This is a genomic window from Streptomyces sp. PT12 (assembly GCF_003311645.1).
In the GTDB taxonomy this organism is placed as follows: Bacteria; Actinomycetota; Actinomycetes; order Streptomycetales; family Streptomycetaceae; genus Streptomyces.
The window spans coordinates 119,524-141,935 of record NZ_QEST01000235.1 but is presented as its reverse complement, the minus strand read 5'-3'; the positions used below and the strand labels follow the sequence as shown (position 1 = coordinate 141,935).

General features: G+C 72.0%; 17 protein-coding genes and 1 pseudogene. 5 read left to right on the top strand and 13 right to left on the bottom strand.

What is annotated here, in order from left to right; genetic code table 11:
* Positions 1–54 precede the first annotated feature (54 nt).
* From DEH69_RS24895 to DEH69_RS24865, 7 genes are all read right to left on the bottom strand, one after another.
* The gene (locus tag DEH69_RS24895; RefSeq protein ID WP_113689214.1) at positions 55–1,461 is read right to left on the bottom strand and encodes a GH1 family beta-glucosidase; all 1,407 of its coding nucleotides are present in this window, start codon (positions 1,459–1,461) and stop codon (positions 55–57) included.
* A gap of 17 nt (positions 1,462–1,478) precedes the next feature.
* Positions 1,479–2,471: an ABC transporter ATP-binding protein gene (locus DEH69_RS24890; protein ID WP_113689336.1), complete on the bottom strand. Its 993-nt coding sequence runs from the start codon at positions 2,469–2,471 to the stop codon at positions 1,479–1,481.
* Between the two features lie 8 nt (positions 2,472–2,479).
* Positions 2,480–3,520, bottom strand: a complete 1,041-nt coding sequence (locus tag DEH69_RS24885; RefSeq protein ID WP_113689213.1) for an ABC transporter permease — start codon at positions 3,518–3,520, stop codon at positions 2,480–2,482.
* Between the two features lie 4 nt (positions 3,521–3,524).
* A complete protein-coding gene (locus DEH69_RS24880; RefSeq protein ID WP_113689212.1) occupies positions 3,525–4,505 on the bottom strand; it encodes an ABC transporter permease in 981 nt (326 codons plus the stop codon).
* The gene (locus DEH69_RS24875; protein ID WP_113689211.1) at positions 4,502–5,689 is read right to left on the bottom strand and encodes an ABC transporter ATP-binding protein; all 1,188 of its coding nucleotides are present in this window, start codon (positions 5,687–5,689) and stop codon (positions 4,502–4,504) included. Before DEH69_RS24875 ends, DEH69_RS24880 begins: the two co-directional genes overlap by 4 nt.
* Before the next feature lie 151 nt (positions 5,690–5,840).
* Positions 5,841–7,529 (bottom strand): ABC transporter substrate-binding protein, encoded by a 1,689-nt coding sequence (locus DEH69_RS24870; RefSeq protein WP_113689210.1) that lies wholly within the window; start codon positions 7,527–7,529, stop codon positions 5,841–5,843.
* 62 nt (positions 7,530–7,591) lie between these two features.
* On the bottom strand, positions 7,592–8,593 hold the full coding sequence (locus DEH69_RS24865; protein ID WP_113689209.1) for a LacI family DNA-binding transcriptional regulator: 1,002 nt from the start codon (positions 8,591–8,593) through the stop codon (positions 7,592–7,594).
* 418 nt (positions 8,594–9,011) lie between these two features.
* On the opposite strand from DEH69_RS24865, the pseudogene DEH69_RS24860 reads away from it, so the two are divergent.
* Positions 9,012–9,254: pseudogene (locus tag DEH69_RS24860) on the top strand (LLM class flavin-dependent oxidoreductase); the annotation flags it as partial.
* Positions 9,255–9,298: 44 nt separating this feature from the next.
* Here DEH69_RS24860 and ligD read toward each other — a convergent pair.
* Complete coding sequence (gene ligD / locus DEH69_RS24855; RefSeq protein WP_113689208.1) at positions 9,299–10,216, bottom strand: non-homologous end-joining DNA ligase; 918 nt, start codon at positions 10,214–10,216, stop codon at positions 9,299–9,301.
* Positions 10,217–10,349: 133 nt separating this feature from the next.
* On the opposite strand from ligD, the gene DEH69_RS24850 reads away from it, so the two are divergent.
* The 3 genes from DEH69_RS24850 (at position 10,350) to DEH69_RS24840 (ending at position 14,030) form a co-directional block, all read left to right on the top strand.
* Positions 10,350–10,892 (top strand): type 1 glutamine amidotransferase domain-containing protein, encoded by a 543-nt coding sequence (locus tag DEH69_RS24850; RefSeq protein WP_113689207.1) that lies wholly within the window; start codon positions 10,350–10,352, stop codon positions 10,890–10,892.
* A 2-nt stretch (positions 10,893–10,894) separates the two neighbouring features.
* Complete coding sequence (locus DEH69_RS24845; protein WP_113689206.1) at positions 10,895–12,064, top strand: Vms1/Ankzf1 family peptidyl-tRNA hydrolase; 1,170 nt, start codon at positions 10,895–10,897, stop codon at positions 12,062–12,064.
* A 112-nt stretch (positions 12,065–12,176) separates the two neighbouring features.
* Entirely contained in the window at positions 12,177–14,030 is a 1,854-nt protein-coding gene (locus tag DEH69_RS24840) for a transketolase (protein ID WP_113689205.1), read from the top strand.
* A gap of 58 nt (positions 14,031–14,088) precedes the next feature.
* On the opposite strand, the gene DEH69_RS24835 is transcribed toward DEH69_RS24840, so the two are convergent.
* Positions 14,089–14,451: a tetratricopeptide repeat protein gene (locus DEH69_RS24835; RefSeq protein ID WP_113689204.1), complete on the bottom strand. Its 363-nt coding sequence runs from the start codon at positions 14,449–14,451 to the stop codon at positions 14,089–14,091.
* 166 nt (positions 14,452–14,617) lie between these two features.
* Here DEH69_RS24835 and DEH69_RS24830 point away from each other — a divergent pair, with 166 nt between their 5' ends.
* Complete coding sequence (locus tag DEH69_RS24830) at positions 14,618–16,042, top strand: MFS transporter (RefSeq protein ID WP_113689335.1); 1,425 nt, start codon at positions 14,618–14,620, stop codon at positions 16,040–16,042.
* Here the strand turns inward: DEH69_RS24830 and DEH69_RS24825 are convergent.
* The 4 genes from DEH69_RS24825 to DEH69_RS33510 all read right to left on the bottom strand — a co-directional run bounded on the left by DEH69_RS24825 (position 16,031) and on the right by DEH69_RS33510 (position 22,407).
* Positions 16,031–16,906 carry a LacI family DNA-binding transcriptional regulator gene (locus DEH69_RS24825; RefSeq protein WP_258534938.1) on the bottom strand — a complete coding sequence of 292 codons (876 nt, stop codon included), beginning with the start codon at positions 16,904–16,906 and terminating at the stop codon, positions 16,031–16,033. The two genes, DEH69_RS24830 and DEH69_RS24825, sit on opposite strands and share 12 nt — an antisense overlap.
* A complete protein-coding gene (locus DEH69_RS24820) occupies positions 16,903–19,392 on the bottom strand; it encodes a glycoside hydrolase family 2 protein (RefSeq protein WP_113689203.1) in 2,490 nt (829 codons plus the stop codon). The genes DEH69_RS24825 and DEH69_RS24820 overlap by 4 nt, the downstream gene beginning before the upstream one ends.
* Before the next feature lie 193 nt (positions 19,393–19,585).
* The gene (locus tag DEH69_RS24815) at positions 19,586–20,515 is read right to left on the bottom strand and encodes an ABC transporter ATP-binding protein (RefSeq protein ID WP_113689202.1); all 930 of its coding nucleotides are present in this window, start codon (positions 20,513–20,515) and stop codon (positions 19,586–19,588) included.
* Entirely contained in the window at positions 20,512–22,407 is a 1,896-nt protein-coding gene (locus tag DEH69_RS33510; protein WP_309302903.1) for a dipeptide/oligopeptide/nickel ABC transporter permease/ATP-binding protein, read from the bottom strand. Before DEH69_RS33510 ends, DEH69_RS24815 begins: the two co-directional genes overlap by 4 nt.
* Positions 22,408–22,412: the final 5 nt, after the last annotated feature.

Genomic DNA, 22,412 nt, shown 5'->3' with positions numbered 1-22,412 from the left:
AAAGGGGGCGCCGGGCGCACGGGCCCGCGCCCCCTTTCCTCCGGGAGGCAGCGGTCAGTGGCCGCGCGTGAGGCGGACCGTTTCGCGGTACCAGGCGCCGCTGTCCTTCACGGTCCGGCGCTGGGTGTCGTAGTCGACGCGCACGATGCCGAACCTCTTGTCGTAGCCGTAGGCCCACTCGAAGTTGTCGAACAGCGACCAGGCGAAGTAGCCGCGCACGTCGGCGCCCGCCTCGCGGGCCGCGCCGACCGCCCGCAGGTGCTCGGCGAAGTACGCGATGCGGTCGGCGTCGTGCACGGTGCCGTCCGCCTCGGCGACGTCGTCGAACGCCGCGCCGTTCTCCGTGATCACCAGCGGCAGCCCGTACTCCTCGTGCAGCCTGACCAGCAGCGCGGTCAGGCCCTCCGGCACGATCTCCCAGCCCATCGCGGTGACCGGCCTGCCGAACGGCACGGCGCGCACGACCGGTTGCCCTTCGGCGTCGGTGGTCGAGCCGTCCTCAGCGGTGCCCGCGAACTGGTGGCTCGAGTAGTAGTTGATGCCCAGCACGTCGAGCGGCGTCGAGATGGCGGCCAGGTCGCCGTCCTGGACCGGCAGGGTGACGCCGCGGGATGCCAGGTGCTCGACGACGTCCTCGGGGTAGTGGCCGCGCACCAGTGGATCGAGGTAGACGCGGGCGGCCAGGCCGTCGGCGCGGCGGGCGGCGTCCCTGTCGGCCTGCGAATCGCTCGCGGGGGTGGCGTGGCCCATGTTGAGGGTGATGCCGAGGTCGAGGTCGGCGCCGCCCTTGGCGCGCAGCCGCCGAGCCGCGAGGCCATGGCCGAGCAGCAGGTGGTGCACGGCGTGCATCGCGGCGCCGAAGTCCCTGCGCCCCGGGGCGTGGACGCCCTGGTCGTAGCCCAGCATCGCCGAGCACCAGGGCTCGTTCAGCGTCGTCCAGTGCACGACCCGGTCGCCCAGGGCGTCATGGGCAAGATCGGCGTAGTCGGCGAAGCGCAGCGCGGTGTCCCGCGCGGGCCAGCCGCCCGCGTCCTCAAGATCCTGGGGCAGGTCCCAGTGGTACAGCGTCACCCAGGGGGTGATGCCGCGGTCGAGCAGGGTGTCGACGAGGCGGTCGTAGAACGCGATGCCACGCGCGTTGACGGGGCCGCGGCCGCCCGGCTGGATGCGGGGCCAGGCCAGCGAGAAGCGGTAGGCGTCCACGCCGAGCCCGGCGATGAGGTCGACGTCCTCGGCGTACCGGTGGTAGTGGTCGCACGCGACGTCGCCGTTCTCGCCGCCCGCGACAGCGCCGGGGACGCGGCAGAAGGTGTCCCAGATGGAGGGGGTGCGGCCGTCCTCGGCGACCGCGCCCTCTATCTGGTACGAGGACGTGGCGACGCCCCAGCGGAAGTCGCGGGGCAGCCCGGGGATGGCCTGGGGCTCGGCCGCGGGGGCCGATGGCTTGGTGGTGGCGGTCATGGCGATGGCGCTCCTGGTCAGTGGTCGGCGTGCAGCCAGCACGCGACGGTGCGGGCGCTGCCTGGCTCGACGGGTCGCAGCACGGGAACGCGCCGGTCGCAGGGCTCGAACGCCTTGGGGCAGCGCGGGTGGAACGCGCACCCCGCGGGCATGGCCGTGAGGTCGGGGGGCGATCCGGGGATGCCGTTCAGCTCGCGGCGCGGGCCGTGCAGCGCGGGGAAGGAGTGCAGCAGCCCGTCGCTGTAGGGGTGGTGGGCGTTTTGGTAGATCTCCCTGGACTCCGCCTGCTCGACGATGCGGCCGCCGTACATGATGGCGATCCGGTCGGAGAACTCGATGAGCAGCGAGATGTCGTGGGTGATGAACACGACCGCGAAGTCCAGCTCCCGCCGCAGCCTGGCGAGCTGGCGCAGGATCTGGCGCTGCATCACCACGTCGAGCGCGGTGGTGGGCTCGTCGAGGATGACGATCTCGGGGTCGAGCGCGAGGGCCATGGCGATCATCACGCGCTGGCGCATGCCGCCGGAGAGCTGGTGGGGGTAGCTGGAGAGCCGGTCGGCCGAGATCCCGACCAGGGCCAGCAACTCCTCGGCGCGCGCGACGCGTTCGGCCCGGCTCATCCCGGGGCGGTGCGCCTTGAGCACGTCGGTGAGCTGCGAGAGCACGGTGTGGACGGGGTTCAGCGAGTTCATCGCGCCCTGGAAGACCAGGGAGATCTCCTGCCAGCGGAACGCGCGCAGCTGCTCGGGCGAGAGCGAGAGGATGTCGGTGGAGCCGCCGTCGCGCGGGTGGTAGCGCACCTCGCCGCCGGTGACGACGCCGGGTGGCGACAGCAGCCGGGTCACGCCGTAGGCGAGGGTGGACTTTCCGCTGCCCGACTCCCCTGCCAGGCCGAGGACCTCGCCGCGGTGCAGGGTGAGGCTGACGTCGCGCACCGCGCGCACGGCAAAGTCCCCGAGGCCGTAGTCGACGCACAGGCCGTTGATGTCGAGAACGGCTGGGTTGGTCACCGAGGCTGTCACGGCCGGTCGTCCTTCCGGATGGTGGTCCCAGGGGCGGTGGCGGCGGGCGGGCGCGGGGCCGCCTCGGCCTCGGCGTGGGCGCCGCCGCCCTGGCGGACGACGGGCGTGAAGCCGACGCGCATCCTGACCTTGCGGTCGGCGCGCCCGTCGGAGCGCAGCCTGGGGTTGATGAACTCGTCGATGCCGAAGTTGATGAGGGCGAGCGCCGTGCCGAGCAGCGCGATGCACAGGCCCGCGGGAACGAACCACCACCAGGCGTCCTGGGCGAGCGCCTGGTTGGACTGGGCCCAGAAGAGCACGGTGCCCCAGTTCCAGTGGGAGATGTCGGCGACGCCTATGAACGCCAGGGTGATCTCGGAGAGCACGGCGAAGATCACGGTGCCGATGAAGCCCGACGCGATGACCGGGGTCAGGTTGGGCAGCAGCTCGAAGACGATGATGCGCCACGTGGACTCGCCCGTGGCGCGCGCCGCCTGGACGTAGTCGCGGCCGCGCAGCGACAGCGTCTGCGCGCGCAGCACGCGCGCGCCCCAGGCCCACGACGTGAGGCCGATGACCAGCGCGATGGTGAAGTCGTTGGTCTCGGGCAGCTGGCTGGTGACGATGATGATCAGCGGCAGCCCTGGGATGACCAGGAACACATTGCTGAGCGACGAGAGCACCTCGTCGCCCACGCCGCCGAGATACCCGGCGGTGACCCCGATCAGGACGCCGAGGACGGTGGCGATCACGGCGGCGAGCAGGCCGACGACGAGCACGCCCCTGGTGCCCACGAGGATCTGGGAGAAGATGTCCTGCCCGGTCTGCGTGGTGCCGAACGGGTGGTCCCAGGACGGCGGTTGGAGCAGTTCGTCGCTGCGCGCCGACGGGTCGTAGGGCGCCAGCCATGAGCCCGCGATCGCGAGCAGGACGAACACGCCGAGGATGGCCAGGCCGACGAGCGTCTTGCCGTTGCGCAGGAAGCGCAGCCGGTCGCGGCGCGGGCCCCCGGCGTCATCGCCCGCCGCGATGGCGGTGTCTGTGGCTTGGAGTGCCATGGCGCTACGCCTCCCGTCGGGTGCGTGGGTCGAGGAGCAGGTACACGAGGTCGGCCACCAGGTTGGCGGCGAGCACCGCGAGGGTGACGAAGAGGAAGACGCCCTGCATGAGCGGGTAGTCCTTGGCGCCGACGCCCTGGAAGAGGACGTAGCCGATGCCCGGGTAGGAGAAGACCATCTCGACCAGGAGCGTTCCGCCGACGATGAAGCCGAGGGAGAGGGCGAAGTTGGAGATGTTGGGGAGGATGGCGTTGCGGGCGGCGTAGGAGAACATCACGCGGCGCTCGGGCAGGCCCTTGGCGTGCGCCACCAGGACGTAGTCCTCGGCGGACACGGACACCATCATGTTGCGCATGCCGAGGATCCAGCCGGCGATGGCGCTGATGACGATGGTGACGCCGGGCAGCGTTCCGTGGTAGAGCGCGCTGGAGATGAACTCCCAGTCCCAGCCGGGCACCAGGCCGTTGTCATAGCCGCCTGAGGCGGGGAAGAGCGGCCACCGCACGGCGAAGAGGGCGATGGCGATCAGGCCGAGCCAGAAGTAGGGGATGGCCGAGATGAACGTCGTGACCGGCAGCATGCCGTCAAGCCACGAGCCGCGCCGCCAGCCCGCGTAGACGCCGATGCCGGTGCCGAGCAGGAAGCTGAGGACGGTGGTGATGCCCATGAGGGTCAGCGTCCACGGCATGGACTGGCTGATGATGTCGGAGACGCCGGTGGGGAAGTAGGTGAACGAGGTCCCCAGGTCGCCGCTGAACAGGTTGCCCCAGTAGTCGAGGTACTGGCTCCACAGCGACGCCTCCTGGTCGAGGCCGAAGAGGGTGCGCAGCGAGTCGATGGCCTGGGTGCTGAGCTGGCCCTGGTAGCGGGTGATCAGCGCCTGCACCGGGTCGCCCGGCATCATGCGGGGGATGAAGAAGTTGACGGTGATGGCCGCCCAGGCGCTGAAGAGGTAGAAGCCGAGGCGTTGCAGCAGATACCTCACGCCGACGCCTCCTTCGGGGCGGGCGCGCTCCGCTCCGTGCCGTCCGTGCCGTCGTACAGCCAGCAGGCGGCCCACTGCCCTCCGGGCAGGTCGAAGCGCGGGGGCACGTCGGTGCGGCAGCGTTCCATCGCCATCGGGCAGCGCGGGTGGAAACGGCAGCCCGGGGGCGGGGAGATCAGGCTGGGCGGCTCACCCGCGGTCTCCTGGCCCTCGCTGGCGTCGGCGCCCTCCGCCGCGCCGCCACCGGTGCCTTCGCCTGTGCCGTTGCCGTCGCTCATGGCCGCGATCCGGTCGGGGTCGGGCGCGGAGCCGATCAGCAGCCGGGTGTAGGGGTGGGCGGGCCGCTGGGTGACGGTCTCGCTGTCCCCGCCCTCGACCAGGCGGCCCGCGTACATCACCAGCGTCTCGTCGGCGAAGTAGCGGGCGGACGCGATGTCGTGGGTGATGTAGAGGATCGCCAGGTCGAGGCGTTCCTTGAGGTCCCTCAGCAGGTTGAGGATGCCGAGGCGGATGGAGACGTCGAGCATCGAGACCGGCTCGTCGGCCAGCAGCACCTTGGGGTCGGCGGCCATGGCGCGGGCGATGGCGACGCGCTGGCGCTGGCCGCCCGACAGCTCGTGGGGGAAGGAGCTCAGATAGCGCTCGGGCGGCGTCAGGTGCACGCGGGCCAGCAGCTGGGCGAGCGCCTGCTCGAGCTCGGCCGAAGTGCGCCCCGCGCGGCCGTGGATGCGCAGCGCCCTGGTGAGGTGGTAGCGCACGGTGTGCGTGGGGTTCAGGGAGCCGAACGGGTCCTGGAAGATCAGCTGCACCTGGCGGCAGTAGGCGCGGAAGGCGCGGCCCTTGGGGGCGCGCACGGGCTCGCCGAGCAGGCGCAGCTCCCCCGAGGTGGCCGGGTAGAGCTGGGCCAGCAGCCGCGCGATCGTGGACTTGCCCGATCCCGACTCGCCCACCACGGCCGTGACGGTGCCGCGCCGCAGCCGGAGCGACACGTCGTCGACGGCGTGCACCACGGGCCGGTCGCGATCGGCGAAGGTGCGCAGGGTGCGTCGGACGCGGAAGTGCTTGCTAAGGTCGCGGGCCTCCAGCACGACGGCGCTGCCGGGCGGAGCGGCGGGCGGGGTGTCGGGTGGGGTGTCGGGTGGGGTGGAGTCGTCGCGCGGTGGCGCGTCGGGTCCTTCGGGCATGACGGGAGTCCTGTCGTACATCGGCCGTTGAGCGGCTGGACCGTTGAGCGGCTGGGTCGTTGATCGGCGAAGGGGCGCCCGCCCCCGCCGCGGCAGGCGTGGGGATGAGGTGCGGCGGGGACGGGCGGGCGGGAGACCGGCTGCGCCGGCGTCAGTCGGCCGCGTTGGCCGGTTCGAGGTTCAGCACGACGTCGAGCGCGCCGCGCTGGGTGGGCTGCGGGGCCGCGTACGGGTCCTCCTCGGTCGGCCAGCCGACCCAGTTCTTCTCGCTGTACTCGGCGCCGATCGGGCCCGCGACGGTCGGGATCATCGGCACCTCGTCGACGAGGACGCGCTGGAGGGTGTACAGGGCCTCGGTGCGGGTCTCCTCGTCCGCGGCCTCGGCGTAGTCGCGAAGGGCCTGGTCGGCCTCCTCGGACCGGAAGCGGCCGAAGTTGCCCGCGGGGGACGCCTCGCCGATCGGCTTGTAGTTCGCCCCGTCCATGATGTGCTGGTACATGTCGTACGGGGTGGCGCCGGTGTTGGTCCAGTGCAGCGTGGCGTCGAAGCCGCCCGCGTTGACGGCGTTGGTCCAGGCGTCGACGGTCTGCGTCTCGACGGTCGCCTCGATGCCGATCTCGGCCAGGTTGTCGGAGATGATCGACAGGGCGGTCAGGTAGTCGGACCAGCCCGCGGGGTCGATCAGGGTCAGCGAAACGGCCTCGCCCTCGGGGGTGTTGAGGGTGTTCCCGTCGAACTGGTACCCGGCGTCCTCGAGCAGCTCGCGGGCCCCTTCGACGTCGCGCTCCTGGGTCGCGCCCTGGAACTCGGGCGCGAGGAACGACTCACCTGCGGGCATCGGCAGGCCCGTGGGGTTCTCCAGGGCGGGGTAGAGGCCCGCGTGCGCCTGCTCGTGGATGGCCTGACGGTCGATCACCATGCCCATGGCGCGCCGCAGCTCGGGGTCGTCGAACGGCTCGCGCTCGTTGTTGATCCAGAGGCCGTGGATGCCAAGCCCTGTGGGGAACCACAGCTTGTGGTGGTCGGGGTCCCGGTTGATGAAGACGTTCTCATAGTCCGGCATAAAGACGAACGACCACTCGCTGTCGCCGTTGGCCAGGGCGGTGGTCTGCGCGTTGTTGTCGTTGTACGACGTGTAGCGCAGCTCCTCGACGGCCGGTAGGTCCTGCCAGTAGGTGTCGCGCCGGGTCAGCGTCACCGTCTGCGGCGTGAAGGTCTCCAGCACATAAGGGCCCGTGCCGACCGGCTCCTGGTTCTCGAAGGTCTCGGGCACGCCGACCTCGGACCATATGTGCTCGGGCACGATGTAGGTGTCCAGGATCCGGTTCTGGTTGACGAACTGCGAGGCGCCGAAGGAGACGGTGACGGTGTCGCCCTCGAGCACGACGTCCTCGTAGGGGATCCCCGCCGTGTTGAGCGCGTCATTGCTCATCAGGAGATCGAACGTGAACTCCACGTCCTCGGCGCTGAACTCCTCGTCGTCCGACCAGGTCGGGCCGTCCTGGATGGTGAACGAGACCTGCCGGTAGTCCTCCGACCACTCCCACGCCGAGGCCAGCCACGGCTTGGGCTCCGAGTCGGGCACGACGACGTTCGTCATGGCCAGCGGCTCGTAGATCATGGCCCGGTAGCCGAGCGACGCGCCGGCCGAGGTGTCGAGGAAGGGGTTGCTGTTGTTGGCCTGGGGGCCGTTGGGCATGCCGACGTTCAGCACACCGGTGCCGCCGCTCCCCGGACCCTCGGGCCCTGACGAGCCTGAGCAGCCAGCCAGGACCGCGAGGCTGAGCAGGGCGCTCCCTGCGGTCGACAACGTGCGGCGCGATCGCGCGCGGACTCTCATGGGGTAACTCCAGAAGTCTGTTCTCGTGGACAACGGTGGGGTCGGACTCGGCGGGGGGACCGTCATCCGGGGGCGGACGACCGAATGACGAACTCGGTGGGCAGGACGGTCGGACCCGCCTCGAGCGGAACGACCCCGCCGAGGTGGTCGAGCATCCTTCGGGCGGCCGCGACCCCCATGGCCCGCATCGGCTGACGGACCGTGGTGAGGGGCGGCTCGGTGTAGGCGGCGATCGGTATGTCGTCGAACCCGATCACGGCGACGTCGTCGGGCACCCTGCGCCCGGCCGAGCGCAGGGCGTGGAGCGCGCCGGTGGCGCTCAGGTCGTTGTGCGCGAAGACCGAGTCGAACGCGACGCCCTCGGAGAGCGCGCGCTCGACGACGGTCTGGCCGCAGCGGACGGTGAAGTCGCCCTCGGCCACGCGCGACACGGGCTGGGTGACCCCGTGCTCGCGCAGCACCCCGACGAAGCCGGTGAGCCGGTCCTGGACACAGCCGAAGTGCCGGGGCCCCGTGATGACGAGCGGGGCCCGGCGCCCGGTGGTGAGCAGGTGGGACGCCGCGGCGGCGGCACCCTCGGCGTTGGTGGTGGACACCGAGGGGAAGTCGGGGCGCTGGCCGCGGTCGTCGACCAGGACCATGGGCAGGCCCTGGCGGTGCAGCAGGGCGATGGAACGCAGCGTGTTCTCCGGCTCGATGACCAGCACGCCGTCGAAGGCGCGCGCGGACACCTGGCTGGTGAACTGCGCCATCGACACCTCGCCGCGGTTACAGGTGAACAGGAGCAGCCCGTATCCGGCCGCCTCAACGGTGTCGGCGACGCCCTGAAGCACCTCGCCGACCCAGGGCCAGGTCAGCGAGGGGACGAGCATGGCGAGGGTGCGGCTGTGGCCGCGGGCCAGGCCGACCGCGCGTGAGCTCGGCACATAGCCGAGCTCGGCTATGACGGCGCGGACCCGGTCCGCGGTCTCGGAGTCCACCTCGCCCTTGCCGTTGAGCACGCGCGAGACGGTGGTCTTGCTGACGGCCGCGTTACGGGCGACATCGGCGATGGTGACTCGCATGGCGGCCTCCCCGGCACGCTGACCCGGCTGCCTCGCGACATACGGCGGCAGCGCCGACACCGGTTCCGGAACCGGTTCCGGCGGTGGTGCGTGGGAGTTAACCGCTCAGCTCCAGAGGCGTCAATAGATCACACCAGATTCTTTTGAGAGCGCTCTACTTGGGGATTTGGCTTCAAGTAGTGAAGTGATAAATCCTTTTACTTGGTCTGACCAGGGGGGAATGCCAACGTCGGGGCCGCCTGACGCGCGTGGAACCGTCGCATACGCCCCGTCAGATGTGCGCCATCGGACGGACGCGGCGCACGGCGGGCGGCCTGCCTACGGGAGCCGCCCGCGCGCGCCTGACAGCGTTCCCACGGGGTACTCGGACAAGCGGTCGATCCGATGAGAAGCGCGGGAAACGGCGGAAGGTGTGACGATGCGACTCGGGTACGAGCTGGCGGCCGAGGCGTTCGGTCCTGGCGAGCTGGTGCGGCAGGCGGTGCGGGCCGAGGAGGTCGGGTTCGACTTCGTCGAGATCAGCGACCACTACCACCCGTGGCTCGACAACCAGGGGCACTCGCCGTTCGCCTGGACCGTGCTCGGGGCGATCGCGGCGCGGACGGAGCGGATCGGTCTGGCGACCGGCGTGACGTGTCCGACGATCCGTTACCACCCGGCGGGCGCACGCGGGTGCGTTGGGGGGCGTCAAGACCGTAGCCGCCGTCACCTCATCCGCTTCAACTCCCGTTCCGCTCGCCGAGCGGAACGCCGCATCCGGCGTAGCGAGGGCCATGGATCCCCCCGCGACTCCAGACGGGAGGGCAGCGTCGCGAGCGTGAAGTCGCGCGGGCCGACGCCGTCGTCGAGCTCATCCCACGCCAGCGGCGTGGCCACCGGCGCGTGGGGGCGGGCCCTGACCGCGTAGGGGGCGACGGACGTCTGGGCGAACGCGTTGCGCTGGACATCCAGATAGAGGCGGTCGCCGCGGCGGTTCTTGCGGACCTCCGTCGTCAGACGGTCGGGGCGGCGCGCGGCCATCACCTCCGCGATCTCGCGCGCGAAGGCGCGCACCGCGTCGAAGTCCGCCGAGCCGTCCAACGGCACCAGCACATGCGCGCCACGCGAGCCGGTCGTCATCACCAGCGGCTTCAGGCCGAGTTGGGCCAGCAGCTCGCGCAACTCCCGCGCCGTCTCGCGCACCAGCGCGAAATCCTCGCCCGGCGGGTCAAGATCGAAGATCATCCGGTCGGGGCGGTCCAGGTGGTCGGCGCGGCTGAGCCACAGGTGCGGGGTCAGGCACGCCTGGTTGGCGAGATAGGCCAGCGTGGCCGTGTCGTCGCACACCGTCATGTCGAGGCTGCCGCCCTCCTTGGGCACCCGCTCGCGGTGGATCCAGTCGGGGAAGTACGGCGGCACCTTCTTATGGAAGAACGACTTGCCGCGGTACCCATCGGGGTAGCGCTCCATCGCCAGCGGCCGCCCCTTGAGGTGCGTGAGCATCGGGCCCGCCACCGACCGGTAGTAGTCGACCAGGTCGCCCTTGGTGATGCCGTCCTCGGGGAACAGTTCCTTGCCGGGGCGGGTCACGTCGACGCGCCTGCCGCCGACCGTGATCTCCCTGTGTCCACCTCGTGCGCTCATGACCGCTCACGGGTTCCCGCCGGGGTCCGCGGGAAACGCCGCGCCGTCGGGTTTCCGGCTCCGCCCCGCCGGATACCCGGGCCCTGAGCCGACAGTGTTTCGACGTACGACCTGAACATACGAGGTGAAGCGCATGCGTATCGCATTCCTGATGGCGCCCGATGGCGTGGAGCAGATCGAGCTCACCGAGCCCTGGGACGCGGTCTCGGAGACCGGCGAGACCCCGCAGCTCATCTCCACCAAGCCGGGCGAGATCCAGGCGTTCGACCACCTGACGCCCGCCAAGACGTTCCCGGTGGACGCCACCGTGGACCAGGTGTCGGTGGACGACTTCGAGGCCCTGGTGCTGCCGGGCGGCGTCGCCAACCCGGACGCGCTGCGCCTCGACCCGCGGGCCGTCTCGTTCGTGCGCGGCTTCTTCACCGCGGGCAAGCCGGTCGCGGCGATCTGCCACGCGCCCTGGACGCTGATCGAGGCCGACGTCATCGACGGCAGGACGCTGACCTCGTGGCCCAGCCTGAAGACCGACCTGGTCAACGCGGGCGCCACCTGGGTCGACGAGCGGGTGCGCATCGACAGCGACGGCCCCAACACCCTGGTCACCAGCCGGAAACCGGCCGACCTGCGGTACTTCAACGAGGCGATGCTGAGCGAGTTCGGGAAGGTCAACGCCTGATCATGGACATGGGATTCCTCAACCCGCTGCTGCACAGGGCGGGGCCCTGGGCCTCGGTCTACATGGACACCTCGGCCGTCGCGGAGGACGCCGTGGCGGTGCGGGAGCTCCAGGCGCGCGACGCCTGCGAGCGGCTGGCGGAGACGGGGGCCGACGAGGCGACGTGCCGGGCGGTATTCGACACGCTCAGCGGCGTCACCCGCGAGGACGCGGGGCAGGCCGTGTTCGCCACGGACGGCGAGGCGGTGCTCAGGGTGCCGCTCTCGGTCCCGCCGCCCTCCCCCGCGCCGACCAGCTGGGCCGCGCTGCCGCGCATCGCCCCGCTGCTCGACTACGGCGAGCGGGAGCCGACGTGCCTGGTCGCGTTCGTCGACCGCAGGGGCGCCGACCTCCAGCTGCGCGGCACCCACGGCAGGCCACGGCCCGCGGGGCATGTGGAGGGCGACCAGCAGTGGCCCATCCACCGCACCGGCAGGGCCGACTGGTCCGAGCGCCACTTCCAGCTCGCCGTGGAGAACACCTGGGAGCAGAACGCCGCCCGCATCGCCGAAACCCTCGCCGCGGACGCCGAGGCGTCCCACGCCGAGCTGCTGGTGCTGGCCGGTGACCCGCGCCAGCGGCGTTCGGTGCACGAGCGACTGCCCGAGCCGCTGCGGGAGATCACCGTCGAGTCCGAGCACGGCGGGCGCTCGGCCGGGACCAAGGACAACCGGCTCGACGAGGACGTGGAACGCGCCCGCGGCGAGCGGGCCAGGTCCCGCGCCGAGGAGACGCTCGACCGCTTCCGCGCCGGGCGCTCGATCGCGGGGGACGGCATCGACGCGGCCGAGGGGCTGCCCGCGCTGGTGGACGCCGCGCGCGAGCACCGGATCTCCTCGCTGCTGGTGCGGCCCGACGGCCCTGACCTGCACCGGGACGTGTGGGTCGGCGCCGAGCCCGACCAGGTGTCGGTGCGGAAGTCCGACGCCCAGTACCTGGGTGCCACCATGCCCGCCGCGGCCCGCGCCGACGACGCCCTGCTGCGCTCGGCCGCCGCGAACGGCGCCGAGGTCATCGCCCTGCCCGCGGCGGACGGCGACCCGCGCGAGGTGCCGGTGGGCGGGCTCGGCGCCCTGCTGCGCTGGCCGTTCAGCGACGGCAACCCCGGCGGCGGCATCCGCCCCGGCCACTAGGGTCCGCCCGCCACGGCCCCGCGCCATGGACGGCCAGGCCCCGTGCGGTCGTTAGGCGGCGGGCGGCCCGGGTACCCGCGCACGGAGATCCATGCCGACGCAGGAGGCAGGAATGACCACAGACCAGTACCTGGCCGAACTCGGGCAGCAGCTCCGCGTGGACGCCGTCCGGATGACGGGGCACGCCGGGTCGGGGCACGCGACGTCGTCGATGTCGGCCGCCGATCTCATGGCCGTGCTGCTGGCCCGTCACCTGCGCTACGACTTCGACTGGCCCAAACACCCGGGCAACGACCACCTGATCCTCTCCAAGGGGCACGCCTCGCCCCTGCTGTACGCCGCGTACAAGGCCGCGGGGGCGCTCAGCGACGAGGAGTTGATGACCTACCGCACCCTGGGCAGCAGGCTCGAGGGCCACCCCACGCCCCGGCTGCCCTGGGTCGACGTCGCGACCGGCTCGCTCGGGCAGGGCCTGCCCATCGGCGTCGGCATCGCGCTCGCGGGCAAGCGCCTCGACGAGATGCCCTACCGGGTGTGGGTCATGTGCGGCGACAGCGAGCTGGCCGAGGGCTCGATCTGGGAGGCGTTCGAGCACGCGGGCTACGAGCGCCTGGACAACCTGACCCTCGTCGCCGACATCAACCGCCTCGGCCAGCGCGGCCCGACGAGGCACGAGTGGGACCTGGACGCCTACGCCCGCCGCGCGGACGCGTTCGGCTGGCACGTCGTCGAGGTCGACGGGCACGACCCCGTGGCCATCGACGCCGCCTACCGGGAGGCGAACGGCGTCACCGACCGGCCGTCGGTCGTCCTGGCCCGCACCGTCAAGGGCAAGGGCGTGGCCGCGGTGGCCGACAAGGAGGGCAAGCACGGCAAGCCCGTGCCCGACCCCGAGGAGGCGGTCGACGAGCTCGGCGGGGCGCGCTCGCTGCGCGTCGAGGTCGAACGCCCCGCCGCGACCACCGCGCCCCGGCAGGCGCACGGGGTCCACGCCGACCTGCCGCGTTACGAGGTCGGCGACACGGTGGCCACAAGGAACGCCTATGGCGAGGCGCTGGCCGCGGTCGGCCGCGACCGGGGCGACGTGGTGGCGCTCGACGGCGAGGTGAGCGACTCGACGCGCTCGCAGCTCTTCGCCGAGGAGCACCCGGGGCGCTTCTTCGAGTGCTACATCGCCGAGCAGGAGCTGGTCGCCTCGGCCGTCGGGATGCAGGTGCGCGGGTGGACGCCGTTCGTCTCGACGTTCGCCGCGTTCTTCAGCAGGGCGCACGACTTCCTGCGCATGGCCGCGATCAGCCGGGCCTCGCTGAGCCTCGCGGGCTCGCACGCGGGCGTCGCCATCGGCGAGGACGGCCCGTCGCAGATGGGGCTCGAGGACCTGGCGATGTTCAGGGCGCTGCACGGCAGCACGGTGCTCGCGCCGTGCGACGCCAACCAGACGGCCAGGCTGACCGCCGCCATGGCGGACGGCGGCGGGATCCGCTACCTGCGCACGGGGCGCGGCGGGAGCCGGGTGATCTACGGGCCCGACGAGGAGTTCGCGGTGGGCGGCAGCAAGGTGCTGCGGCGCTCGTCGCGGGACCGGCTGACGATCGTGGCGGCCGGGGTGGCCGTGCACGAGGCGCTGCGCGCGGCGGACGAGCTGGCCGAGGGCGGCACGGCGGTGCGGGTCATCGACCTGTACTCGGTCAAGCCGGTGGACGCGCACACGCTGCTCGAGGCCGCGGAGGAGACCGGCTGCCTGCTGACCGTGGAGGACCACAGGCCCGAGGGCGGCCTGGGCGACGCGGTGCTCGACGCGTTCACCGACGGCAGGGCCGCGCCGCGGCTGATACGGCTCGCGGTGGACACCATGCCGGGCTCGGCGACCGAGGCCGAGCAGCTTGAGGAGGCCGGGATCAACGCCTCCGCCATCGTGGCGGCCGTGCGCCGTCAGGTGTCGGACGCGTCGGCGACGGCAGCCTGAACGATCCGGCCCGCGGCGCGCCCGGCGGCGGATCGGACCGTGGGCAGGCGCATGCCGGTCAGGGCTCGAAGCGGGCGGCGGCGCGGTATTCGGGGCGGGGGTCGAGGGCGGCGGCCAGCCGGAAGTGGCGCAGGGCCTCGCCCTTGCGGCCCGCCCGCTCCAGGGTGCGGGCCAGCGCGAAGTGGGCGAACGAGTTGTCCGGCTCGCGCTCGAGCACCAGCTGGAACTCCAGCTCGGCCGAGCGCAGCTGGGCGGCGAGGAAGAACGCCCTGGCGCGCAGCAGCCGGGCCGAGGTGTTCTCGGGGTGGGCGGTGATCAGCGGGTCGAGCAGCTTGAGGGCACCCCGCGGGTCGCGGGCGTTGAGCAGCTGCTCGGCCGCCCGGTAGGCGATGACATGGGTCTCGGGTGTGGAGTCGGGCACGAAACCTCCTCGTGGCGCAGGGTTGGCGGTCGGCACGTCTTCCAGGGTGGCCCCAACGCTCGCGGCGCGGGCCCCTATTCCCCGGGGTGTTCCCTGGGGGATTCCCGTGGGCCGCCCGGGCTACCCGCGGGGCGCCCCCCTGACCTCGCCGATAGGCTTCGCCCAGATGCCGGACATTGATGCCCTCAGCCGCCCGCGCCGTCTCCTGGTGCTGTCGATCTGCTGCATGAGCCTGCTGATCGTCAGCCTGGACGTGACCGCGCTCAATGTGGCGCTGCCCTCGCTGGAAAGGGAGTTGGGCGCCGACGTCTCGGGGCTCCAGTGGACCGTGGACATCTACACGGTGGTGCTCGCGTCGTTCCTGATGCTGTCGGGCTCGACCGCGGACCGGGTGGGGCGGCGGCGGGTGTTCAAGACGGGGCTCGTTCTCTTCGTCGCCGGGTCGCTGCTGTGCGCGCTCGCGCCGAGCCTCGGCTGGCTGATCGCCTTCCGCGCGTTCCAGGCGATCGGCGGCTCGATGCTCAACCCCGTGGCGATGTCGATCATCACCAACACGTTCAGGGATCCCAGGGAGCTGGCCCGCGCGATCGGCGTGTGGGGCGGGGTGGTCGGGATCTCGATGGCGCTCGGGCCGATCCTGGGCGGCGCGCTCGTGGCCTCGTTCGGCTGGCGGGCGATCTTCTGGCTCAACATCCCGATCGGCCTCGCCGCGCTCGTCCTCACCACCCGCTATGTCCCCGAGTCGCGCGCGGCCCATCCGCGGCGCCTCGACGTGGTGGGGCAGCTGCTGGTGATCGTGCTGCTCGGCTCGCTGACGTTCGGCATCATCGAGGGCGGCCACGACGGGTGGGGCTCGCCGCTGCTGCTGATCTGCTTCGGCATCGCGATCGCGGCGCTTGCCTGCCTGCTGTGGTACGAGCCGCGGCGCAAGGAGCCGCTGCTGGAGCTGCGGTTCTTCCGCAGCGCGCCGTTCAGCGGGGCGTTCGCCATGGCGCTCGCGGCGTTCGCGGGCCTGGGCGGCTTTCTCTTCCTGAACACGCTCTACCTCCAGAACGAGCGCGGGCTCGGCGCGTTCGATGCGGGGCTGCACCTGCTGCCGATGGCGGCGATGACGCTGGTCTTCGCGCCGCTCTCGGGCTATCTGGTGAGCCATGTGGGGCCGCGGCTCCCCGTGCTGCTCTCGGGGGTGGCGATCACGGTGGGCGGGGTGCTGCTGACGGGCCTGACGAGGGACACGTCGCTGGCGTATCTGTTCAGCGCGTATGTGACCTTCGGCATCGGGTTCGGCCTGGTGAACGCGCCCATCACCAACACGGCCGTGACCGGGATGCCGCGCAGCCAGTCCGGTGTGGCCGCGGGCATCGCCTCGACCGGGCGGCAGGTCGGCTCGGCGCTCGGCGTCGCGGTGGTGGGCACCGTGCTCGGCACCAGCTCGCGGGACACGGGCTGGTGGGTGCTCGCGGGCTGCGGGGCGCTCGTGCTGCTCATCGGCCTGCTCACCACGGGGCGCGGGGCGCGGCGCACGGCCGAGTCGGCCATGGCGCGGATCGCCGAGGAGGACGCGGCCGAGCGCGCGCGGTCAGCCGAGTGACGGCGGCCCCTTTGGGGCCCGCGCCGTGGTGCCGCGCGGGGTGAAGCGGGCGGGCGGTGAGCGGCGGGCGGTGACCGGGCCGCCGTCGATCAGCTCAAGGACGGACTCGGCGACCATGACGCCGAACCTGTGGACGTCGACGCTCATGGTGGTAAGCGGCGGCGAGGCCAGGCGGCACATCGTGGAGTCGTCCCAGGCCACCAGGGACAGCTGGTCCGGCACGGCGATGCCCAGGTCCTTGGCCACGCCGAGCCCGGCGATGGCCATGACGTCGTTGTCGTAGAGGATCGCCGTGGGCCGCTCGGGGCGGCGCAGCAGCTGGGCGGTGAGCTTGGTGCCCGCCTCGGCGGAGTAGTCGCCCTCGACGAGCACGGGCTCGATGCCCGCCGCGGCGCAGCCATCGGCGAGCGCCGCGGTCCTGGCCCTGGTGTGCACGAGGTCGGCGGGCCCGGTGACGCGGGCGATGCGGCGGTGGCCGAGGGCCAGCAGCTCGCCGAGCGCCTCGCGGACCGGGGCGGCGTTGTCGGTGGCGACCACGGGCAGGTCGGGGCCGCCTTCCCAGGCGCCCGCGAACACCGCGGGCAGGCCGAGCGTGGCGAGCACGCCGGGGCGGCGGTCGCCGACGGTCAGGTTGACCACGACGACCGCGTCCACCAGGCAGCGCTCGGCCCACCGCCGGTGGGTGGCGATCTCCTCGTCGTGCGTGGCGACGACGTGGAGTAGCACGGAGAGGCGGCGCTCGGCGAGCCGTTCCTCGATCCCGGCGATGAACTCCATGAAGAACGGCTCCACCCCGAGCAGCCTGGCGGGCCGGGCGAGGACGAGGCCGATGGCCTCCGTTCCGTCCACCGAGGTGTCGCTCACCGAGTCGCGCTCGTGGGCGCGTGCAGGGCGTTGGCGCTGCGCAGCACGAGCGGCGCGGTGAACGAGGCGGGGTCGACGCGCGCGTCGGTGCGGACGGTGAACGAGTGGGTCTCGCCCGGCAGCAGCGGCACCAGCATGTCGTCCACCCGCGCGTCGGGCGCCACCCGGTCGGCCAGGATCGCGACGTCCCTGGCGAACGACGTGGCGGTGACGTCGATCCGGTACCCGCCCGGCACCGCGACCGCGTCGGCGGTCAGCGCGTCCGGGTCGTACGCCAGGTCGCGGTCCTCGGCGAACAGATGGACCGCCCTGGCCCCGTCCGTGGTGGCCACCAGCACCTCCCGTGCCACGTCCGCGGGCTTGACCAGTGAGTCGGACAGCTCGAACTCGGCGACGGAGCGCGCCGAGACGTCGAGGGAGATCGTAGCGCCGTCCAGCACCTCTCCGCCGAACGAACGGCGACGCAGGAGGAGTTGGCCGTGCCAGGCGTCGTCGGTGTCGTTGACCGCGAGGAGCGAGGTGCGGCCCTGCCTCGGCTGGAACGTCAGCAGGCGGGGGGCGTAGACGTGGCGCAGCCCGTACCACAGGGGCTTGGGCCGCCCGTCGCCGTCCACCGCGGCCCAGGAGGTGACGGGCCAGCAGTCATTCAGCTGCCACACCAGGGTGCCCGCGGTCCTGGGCCACCAGGAGCGGAAGTGCTCGACGCCGAACGCGACGGCGCGGGCCTGGTTGAGCTGGGTGGCCCAGTGCCACTCCTCGAAGTCGCGGGGCTCGGGCAGGTGGGGGGCCAGCCCCCGGTCGAGCTTGCCGTTGCCGTCGTCGGCCTTCTGGTGGAGCAGGAACGCGGGCGACGTGGGGCTGATCGGCTCGTCGTGGATCCACGCGGACAGGGTGGCGCGGGTGGGCGGGCCCTGGAAGCCGAACTCCGAGCAGAACCGCGGGATGTGGTCGCGGTAGGTGGTGTAGTCGAGGCGGTTCCAGACCTGCCACTCGTGGCGGGTGCCGTGGTCCTGGTCGTTGGGGTGCTTGTCCTCGGGGGCGAAGCGCGGGCTGTAGGGGCTGCCGTCGGCGTAGGCGCGGGTGGGGTCGAGCTCGGTGACGACGCGCGGGAACAGCTCGGTGTAGTAGCCGAGGCCCCAGGTGCGCCCGTCCAGGCGCTCCTGCCAGCCCCAGTCCATCCAGCCCCAGAGGTTCTCGTTGCCGCCGTTCCACAGGGCGAGGGAGGGATGGGGGGTCAGCCGGGCGACGTTCTCCCTGGCCTCGGCCTCGAACTCGTCCCAGAGCGGGGCCTCTTCGGGGTAGGCGGCGCAGGCGAGGAGGAAGTCCTGCCAGACGAGGACGCCGCGCTCGTCGCAGATGTCGTAGAAGTCCTCGGACTCGTAGATGCCGCCGCCCCACACGCGCAGCATGTTCATGTGGGCGCCGAGCGCCTGGTCGACGCGGCGCTCGAGGCGCTCGCGCGTGACGCGGGTGAGGAAGTGGTCGTCGGGGATCCAGTTGGCGCCCTTGGCGAAGATGGGCTTGCCGTTGACGACAAAGGTGAACGGGGTGCCGATGGCGTCGGGGGTGGTGTCCACCGCGATGGTGCGGAAGCCGATGCGGCGCTCGTAGCTGTCAAGCGGCTCGGTGGTGGCTCCCGCGAGGGTCACGGCCAGGTCGTGGAGCGGCTGTTCGCCGTGGCCGACGGGCCACCAGAGGGGGGCGTCGGGGACCTCGACGGTGACGGCGGCGGTGGTGGCGCCCGCCGGGACGGTGACGGTGGCGCGGCGGCCCGCGACGTCGGCGGTCAGGGTCAGCTCGGTGTCCTCGCCCAGGCCCGAGCGTTCGATCACGGCGTGCACCTCGGCGCGCCCCGTGCCGTCGTCGGCCACGGTGACCAGGGGGCGGACCTCGGCGAGCCGGGCGGTGCGCCAGCGTTCGAGGCGCACGGGCTTCCAGATGCCTGCGGTCTGGAGGTCGGGGCCCCAGTCCCAGCCGAAGCTGCACGCCATCTTGCGGACCATGTTCATGGGGTGCTCGTACGCGCGGGGCCGGGCGCCAAGGCGCTCCTGCGTCTCCTCGGCGTACTCGAGGGCGGGGCGGAAGGCAACGGCCAGGTCCGCGGGGGCGCCGTCGAGCAGGGCGCGGACGTCGAAGCGGTAGGAGCGGTGCATGTTGGCGGTGGTGCCGAGCTTCTGGCCGCCCCACTCGACGGTCGCGACGGTGTCGAGCCCTTCGAAGACGAGGTCGACGCGCTCGTCGTCGGCGGGCGCCGCCGCGAGGTCGGCGGGCACGGTGGTGGCGTAGCGCCAGTGGGTGCGGTGGGCCCAGACCAGCTCCTCCTCGACCCGGTCAAGATAGGGGTCGGGGATGAGGCCGGCGGCCAGCAGGTCGAGGTGGGCGCTGCCGGGGACCTGGGCGGGGACCGTGCGGCCCGCGATGTCCTGGGGGACCGGCCCGGCAGTCGCCGTCAGCTGCCAACCGTCGTGCAAGGCGTGACGGATCATGGTGGAACACTCCCTGGGGATCGTCTGCGTCGTCTGCTCGGACCGGGGTTGATGGTTATGCAACTGAACGAAGTAACTCGATGGCACCTCTCCCCCGCGTTCGGGCGCACAGGCACGCGGCCTGTGCGCCCGTTTCTCGCGATCGCTTCTCGGGATCGTTTCTCGCGTTCCTTCGGAGAGCGCGGGTCCTCGGTCAGCCGCGGTGGGTCCCCACCGGGTCGGCCAGCGCCTTGGCGATGGGCGCCGCCTTGCCGAACGGGCGCCACTCACCCGCGTAGTGGTCATACGTCCTGGTCAGGTCCTCCTGGCTGATCGCGCCCGGCGATTCGGCCAGCGAGCGGCCCCGCTCGTCGGGGTTGGGCGCGGCGGCGGCGAGCAGCTTGGTGTAGGAGTGCCGCGGGTGGAGGATCACGTCGTCGGAGGGACCGCGCTCCACGACATGGCCCCGGTACATCACCAGGATGTCGTCGGAGAAGTGCCGCGCGGTGGCGAGGTCGTGGGTGATGTAGAGGACCGCGAGGTCGTCCTCGCGCTGGAGCCTGGCCAGCAGGTTGAGCACGCCGAGCCTGATGGAGACGTCCAGCATCGAGACCGGCTCGTCGGCCACGACCACCTGCGCGCCCGGCGCGAGCGCCCGCGCGATCGCCACGCGCTGGCGCTGCCCGCCGGACAGCTCGTGGGGGCGGCGCGGCGCCATGGTGTCGGCGGGCGTGAGGTTGACGCGTTCGAGAAGCTGCTCGACCTGCCGCCTGGTGTCGGCCGCGCCCTTCGCCCTGCCGTGCAGGCGCAGCGGGCGGGCCAGGTGGTGCTCGATGGTGTGGAAGGGGTTGAGCGAGGCGAACGGGTCCTGGAAGACCATCTGCACATGGTCGCGGTACTCGCGGTCGGAGACCGGCGTCCCGTCGTCCTTCAGCGCCACGATCTCGCCGCCCGTGGGGCGTTCGAGCCTGGCGATCATCTTGGCCACGGTGGACTTGCCCGAGCCCGACTCCCCCACGAGCGCCACGGTGCGGCCCGGGGTGAGGGTGAACGACACGTGGTCGACGGCGCGCAGCGTGGAGCGCCGCAGGCCCGAGCGGATCGGGTAGTCCTTGACGAGGTCGCGGACCTCGAGTGCGGTCATCGCGGGGTCCTCTCACCGGTGCGGATGAACGCGCCCCGCTCGCCGGTCAGGCTCGGGAACGATTCGAGGAGCTGCCGGGTGTAGGGGTGCCTGGGGTTGTCGTAGATCTGGCCCGCCTCGGCGTACTCGACGATCTCGCCCGCACGCATGATCGCGACGCGGTCGCTCAGTTCGAGCAGCATCGGCAGGTCGTGGGTGATGAAGACGACGGCAAAGCCCAGCTCGTCGCGGAGCCTGATGATCTCGCGCAGGATGCCGCGCTGCACCACCACGTCGAGGGCCGTGGTGGGCTCGTCCATGATCATGACCTGGGGGTCGAGCAGCATCGCCATGGCGATCATGACGCGCTGGCGCATGCCGCCCGACAGCTCGTGCGGGAAGGAGGCGAGGCGCGCGGGGTCGACGCCGACGAGGCGAAGCACCTCCTCGCAGCGGGCGCGGCGCTCGGCGCGCGGCATGCCGGGGCGGTGGGTGGTGAGGACGTCGTCGAGCTGCTCGTTGATGGTGATCACGGGGTTGAGCGAGTTCATCGCGCCCTGGAAGACCATCGAGAGCTTGGCCCAGCGGAAGCGCCGCAGCTCCTCGTCGCCCAGCGTCAGCAGGTCGATGTCACCGCCGTCCCTGTCGTGGAACGTCACGCTGCCCGAGGCGACCTCGGCGGGCGGCCTGTGCAGGCGGTTGATCGCGTAGGCCAGGGTCGTCTTGCCGCAGCCCGACTCACCGGCCAGGCCCAGGATCTCGCCGCGGCCCAGGGTGATCGAGACGTCCTTGACCGCGTGCACCGGCTGGGCGGTGCGGTAGACGACGTTGAGGTCCTTGACGGTGAGGACGGCGTCGCGGCGCTTCTCGACGCGCACGACGCTGGGCGCCTTGGGCGCATCGGCGGCGGCGCCCTCGACGGGCACGGGCGCGACGGCGACCTCGATGGCCGCGGCGGCGTCGCCCTTGGGCGGCTTGGGGACGCGGAGCTTGGGGTTGATGATCTCGTCGATGCTGAAGTTGATCAGCGCGAGGCCGCAGCCGAAGAGGGCGATCATGGCGCCTGGCGGCACGAACCACCACCATGCCTCGTTCTGGAGGGCGAAGCCGTTCTGGGCGAAGTAGAGCATCGTGCCCAGGGTCTGGGAGCCTGAGGCGCCGAGGCCGAGGAACGACAGGCCCGCCTCGGCGAGGATGCCCGCGATGATCGCGAAGACGAACTGCGAGGCCAGCAGCGGCAGAAGGTTCGGCAGGATCTCCACCGAGACGATGCGCCAGCGCTTCTCGCCCGCGACGCGCGCGGCGGCGACATAGTCGCGATTGCGCAGCGAGAGCGTCTGGGCGCGCAGCACGCGGGCGGAGGCGGCCCAGCTGGTGATCGCGAGCACCAGGCCGATGGTCCACCAGCCGCGGTCCTGCACGGGCACGAATCCCGCGATGACGATCACCAGCGGCAGCCCTGGGATGACCAGCATGACGTTGGAGAAGAGGGAGAAGCCCTCGTCGATCGCGCCGCCCGCATAGCCGCCGATGATGCCGAAGACGGCCGAGAGCAGGGTGGCGAGGACGCCGACCAGCAGGCCGATCTGGAGCGATCCTCGGGTGGCGTGGGCGAGTTGGGCGAAGACGTCCTGACCCGTCTGGGTGGTGCCAAGCCAGAAGTCGCCGCTCGGCGAGGTCATGCCCATGCTGTCGATGGCGTTGGGGTCGCCCACGAACATCGGCCCGAAGAGGCCGAACAGGCCGATGCCGAGGACCAGGACAAGCCCTGTGGCGAGCTGGGGCGACCACGTGGGCACCAGGGCGCGCATGCCGCTGGCGCGTGGGCGCCGCCCTGGCGAGGGGGCGGGGTCGGTCCCCGCGAGCGCAGCGCCCTCGTCGGCGCTGCCGGTGAGCGGGCTGATATTGGTCACGGTGC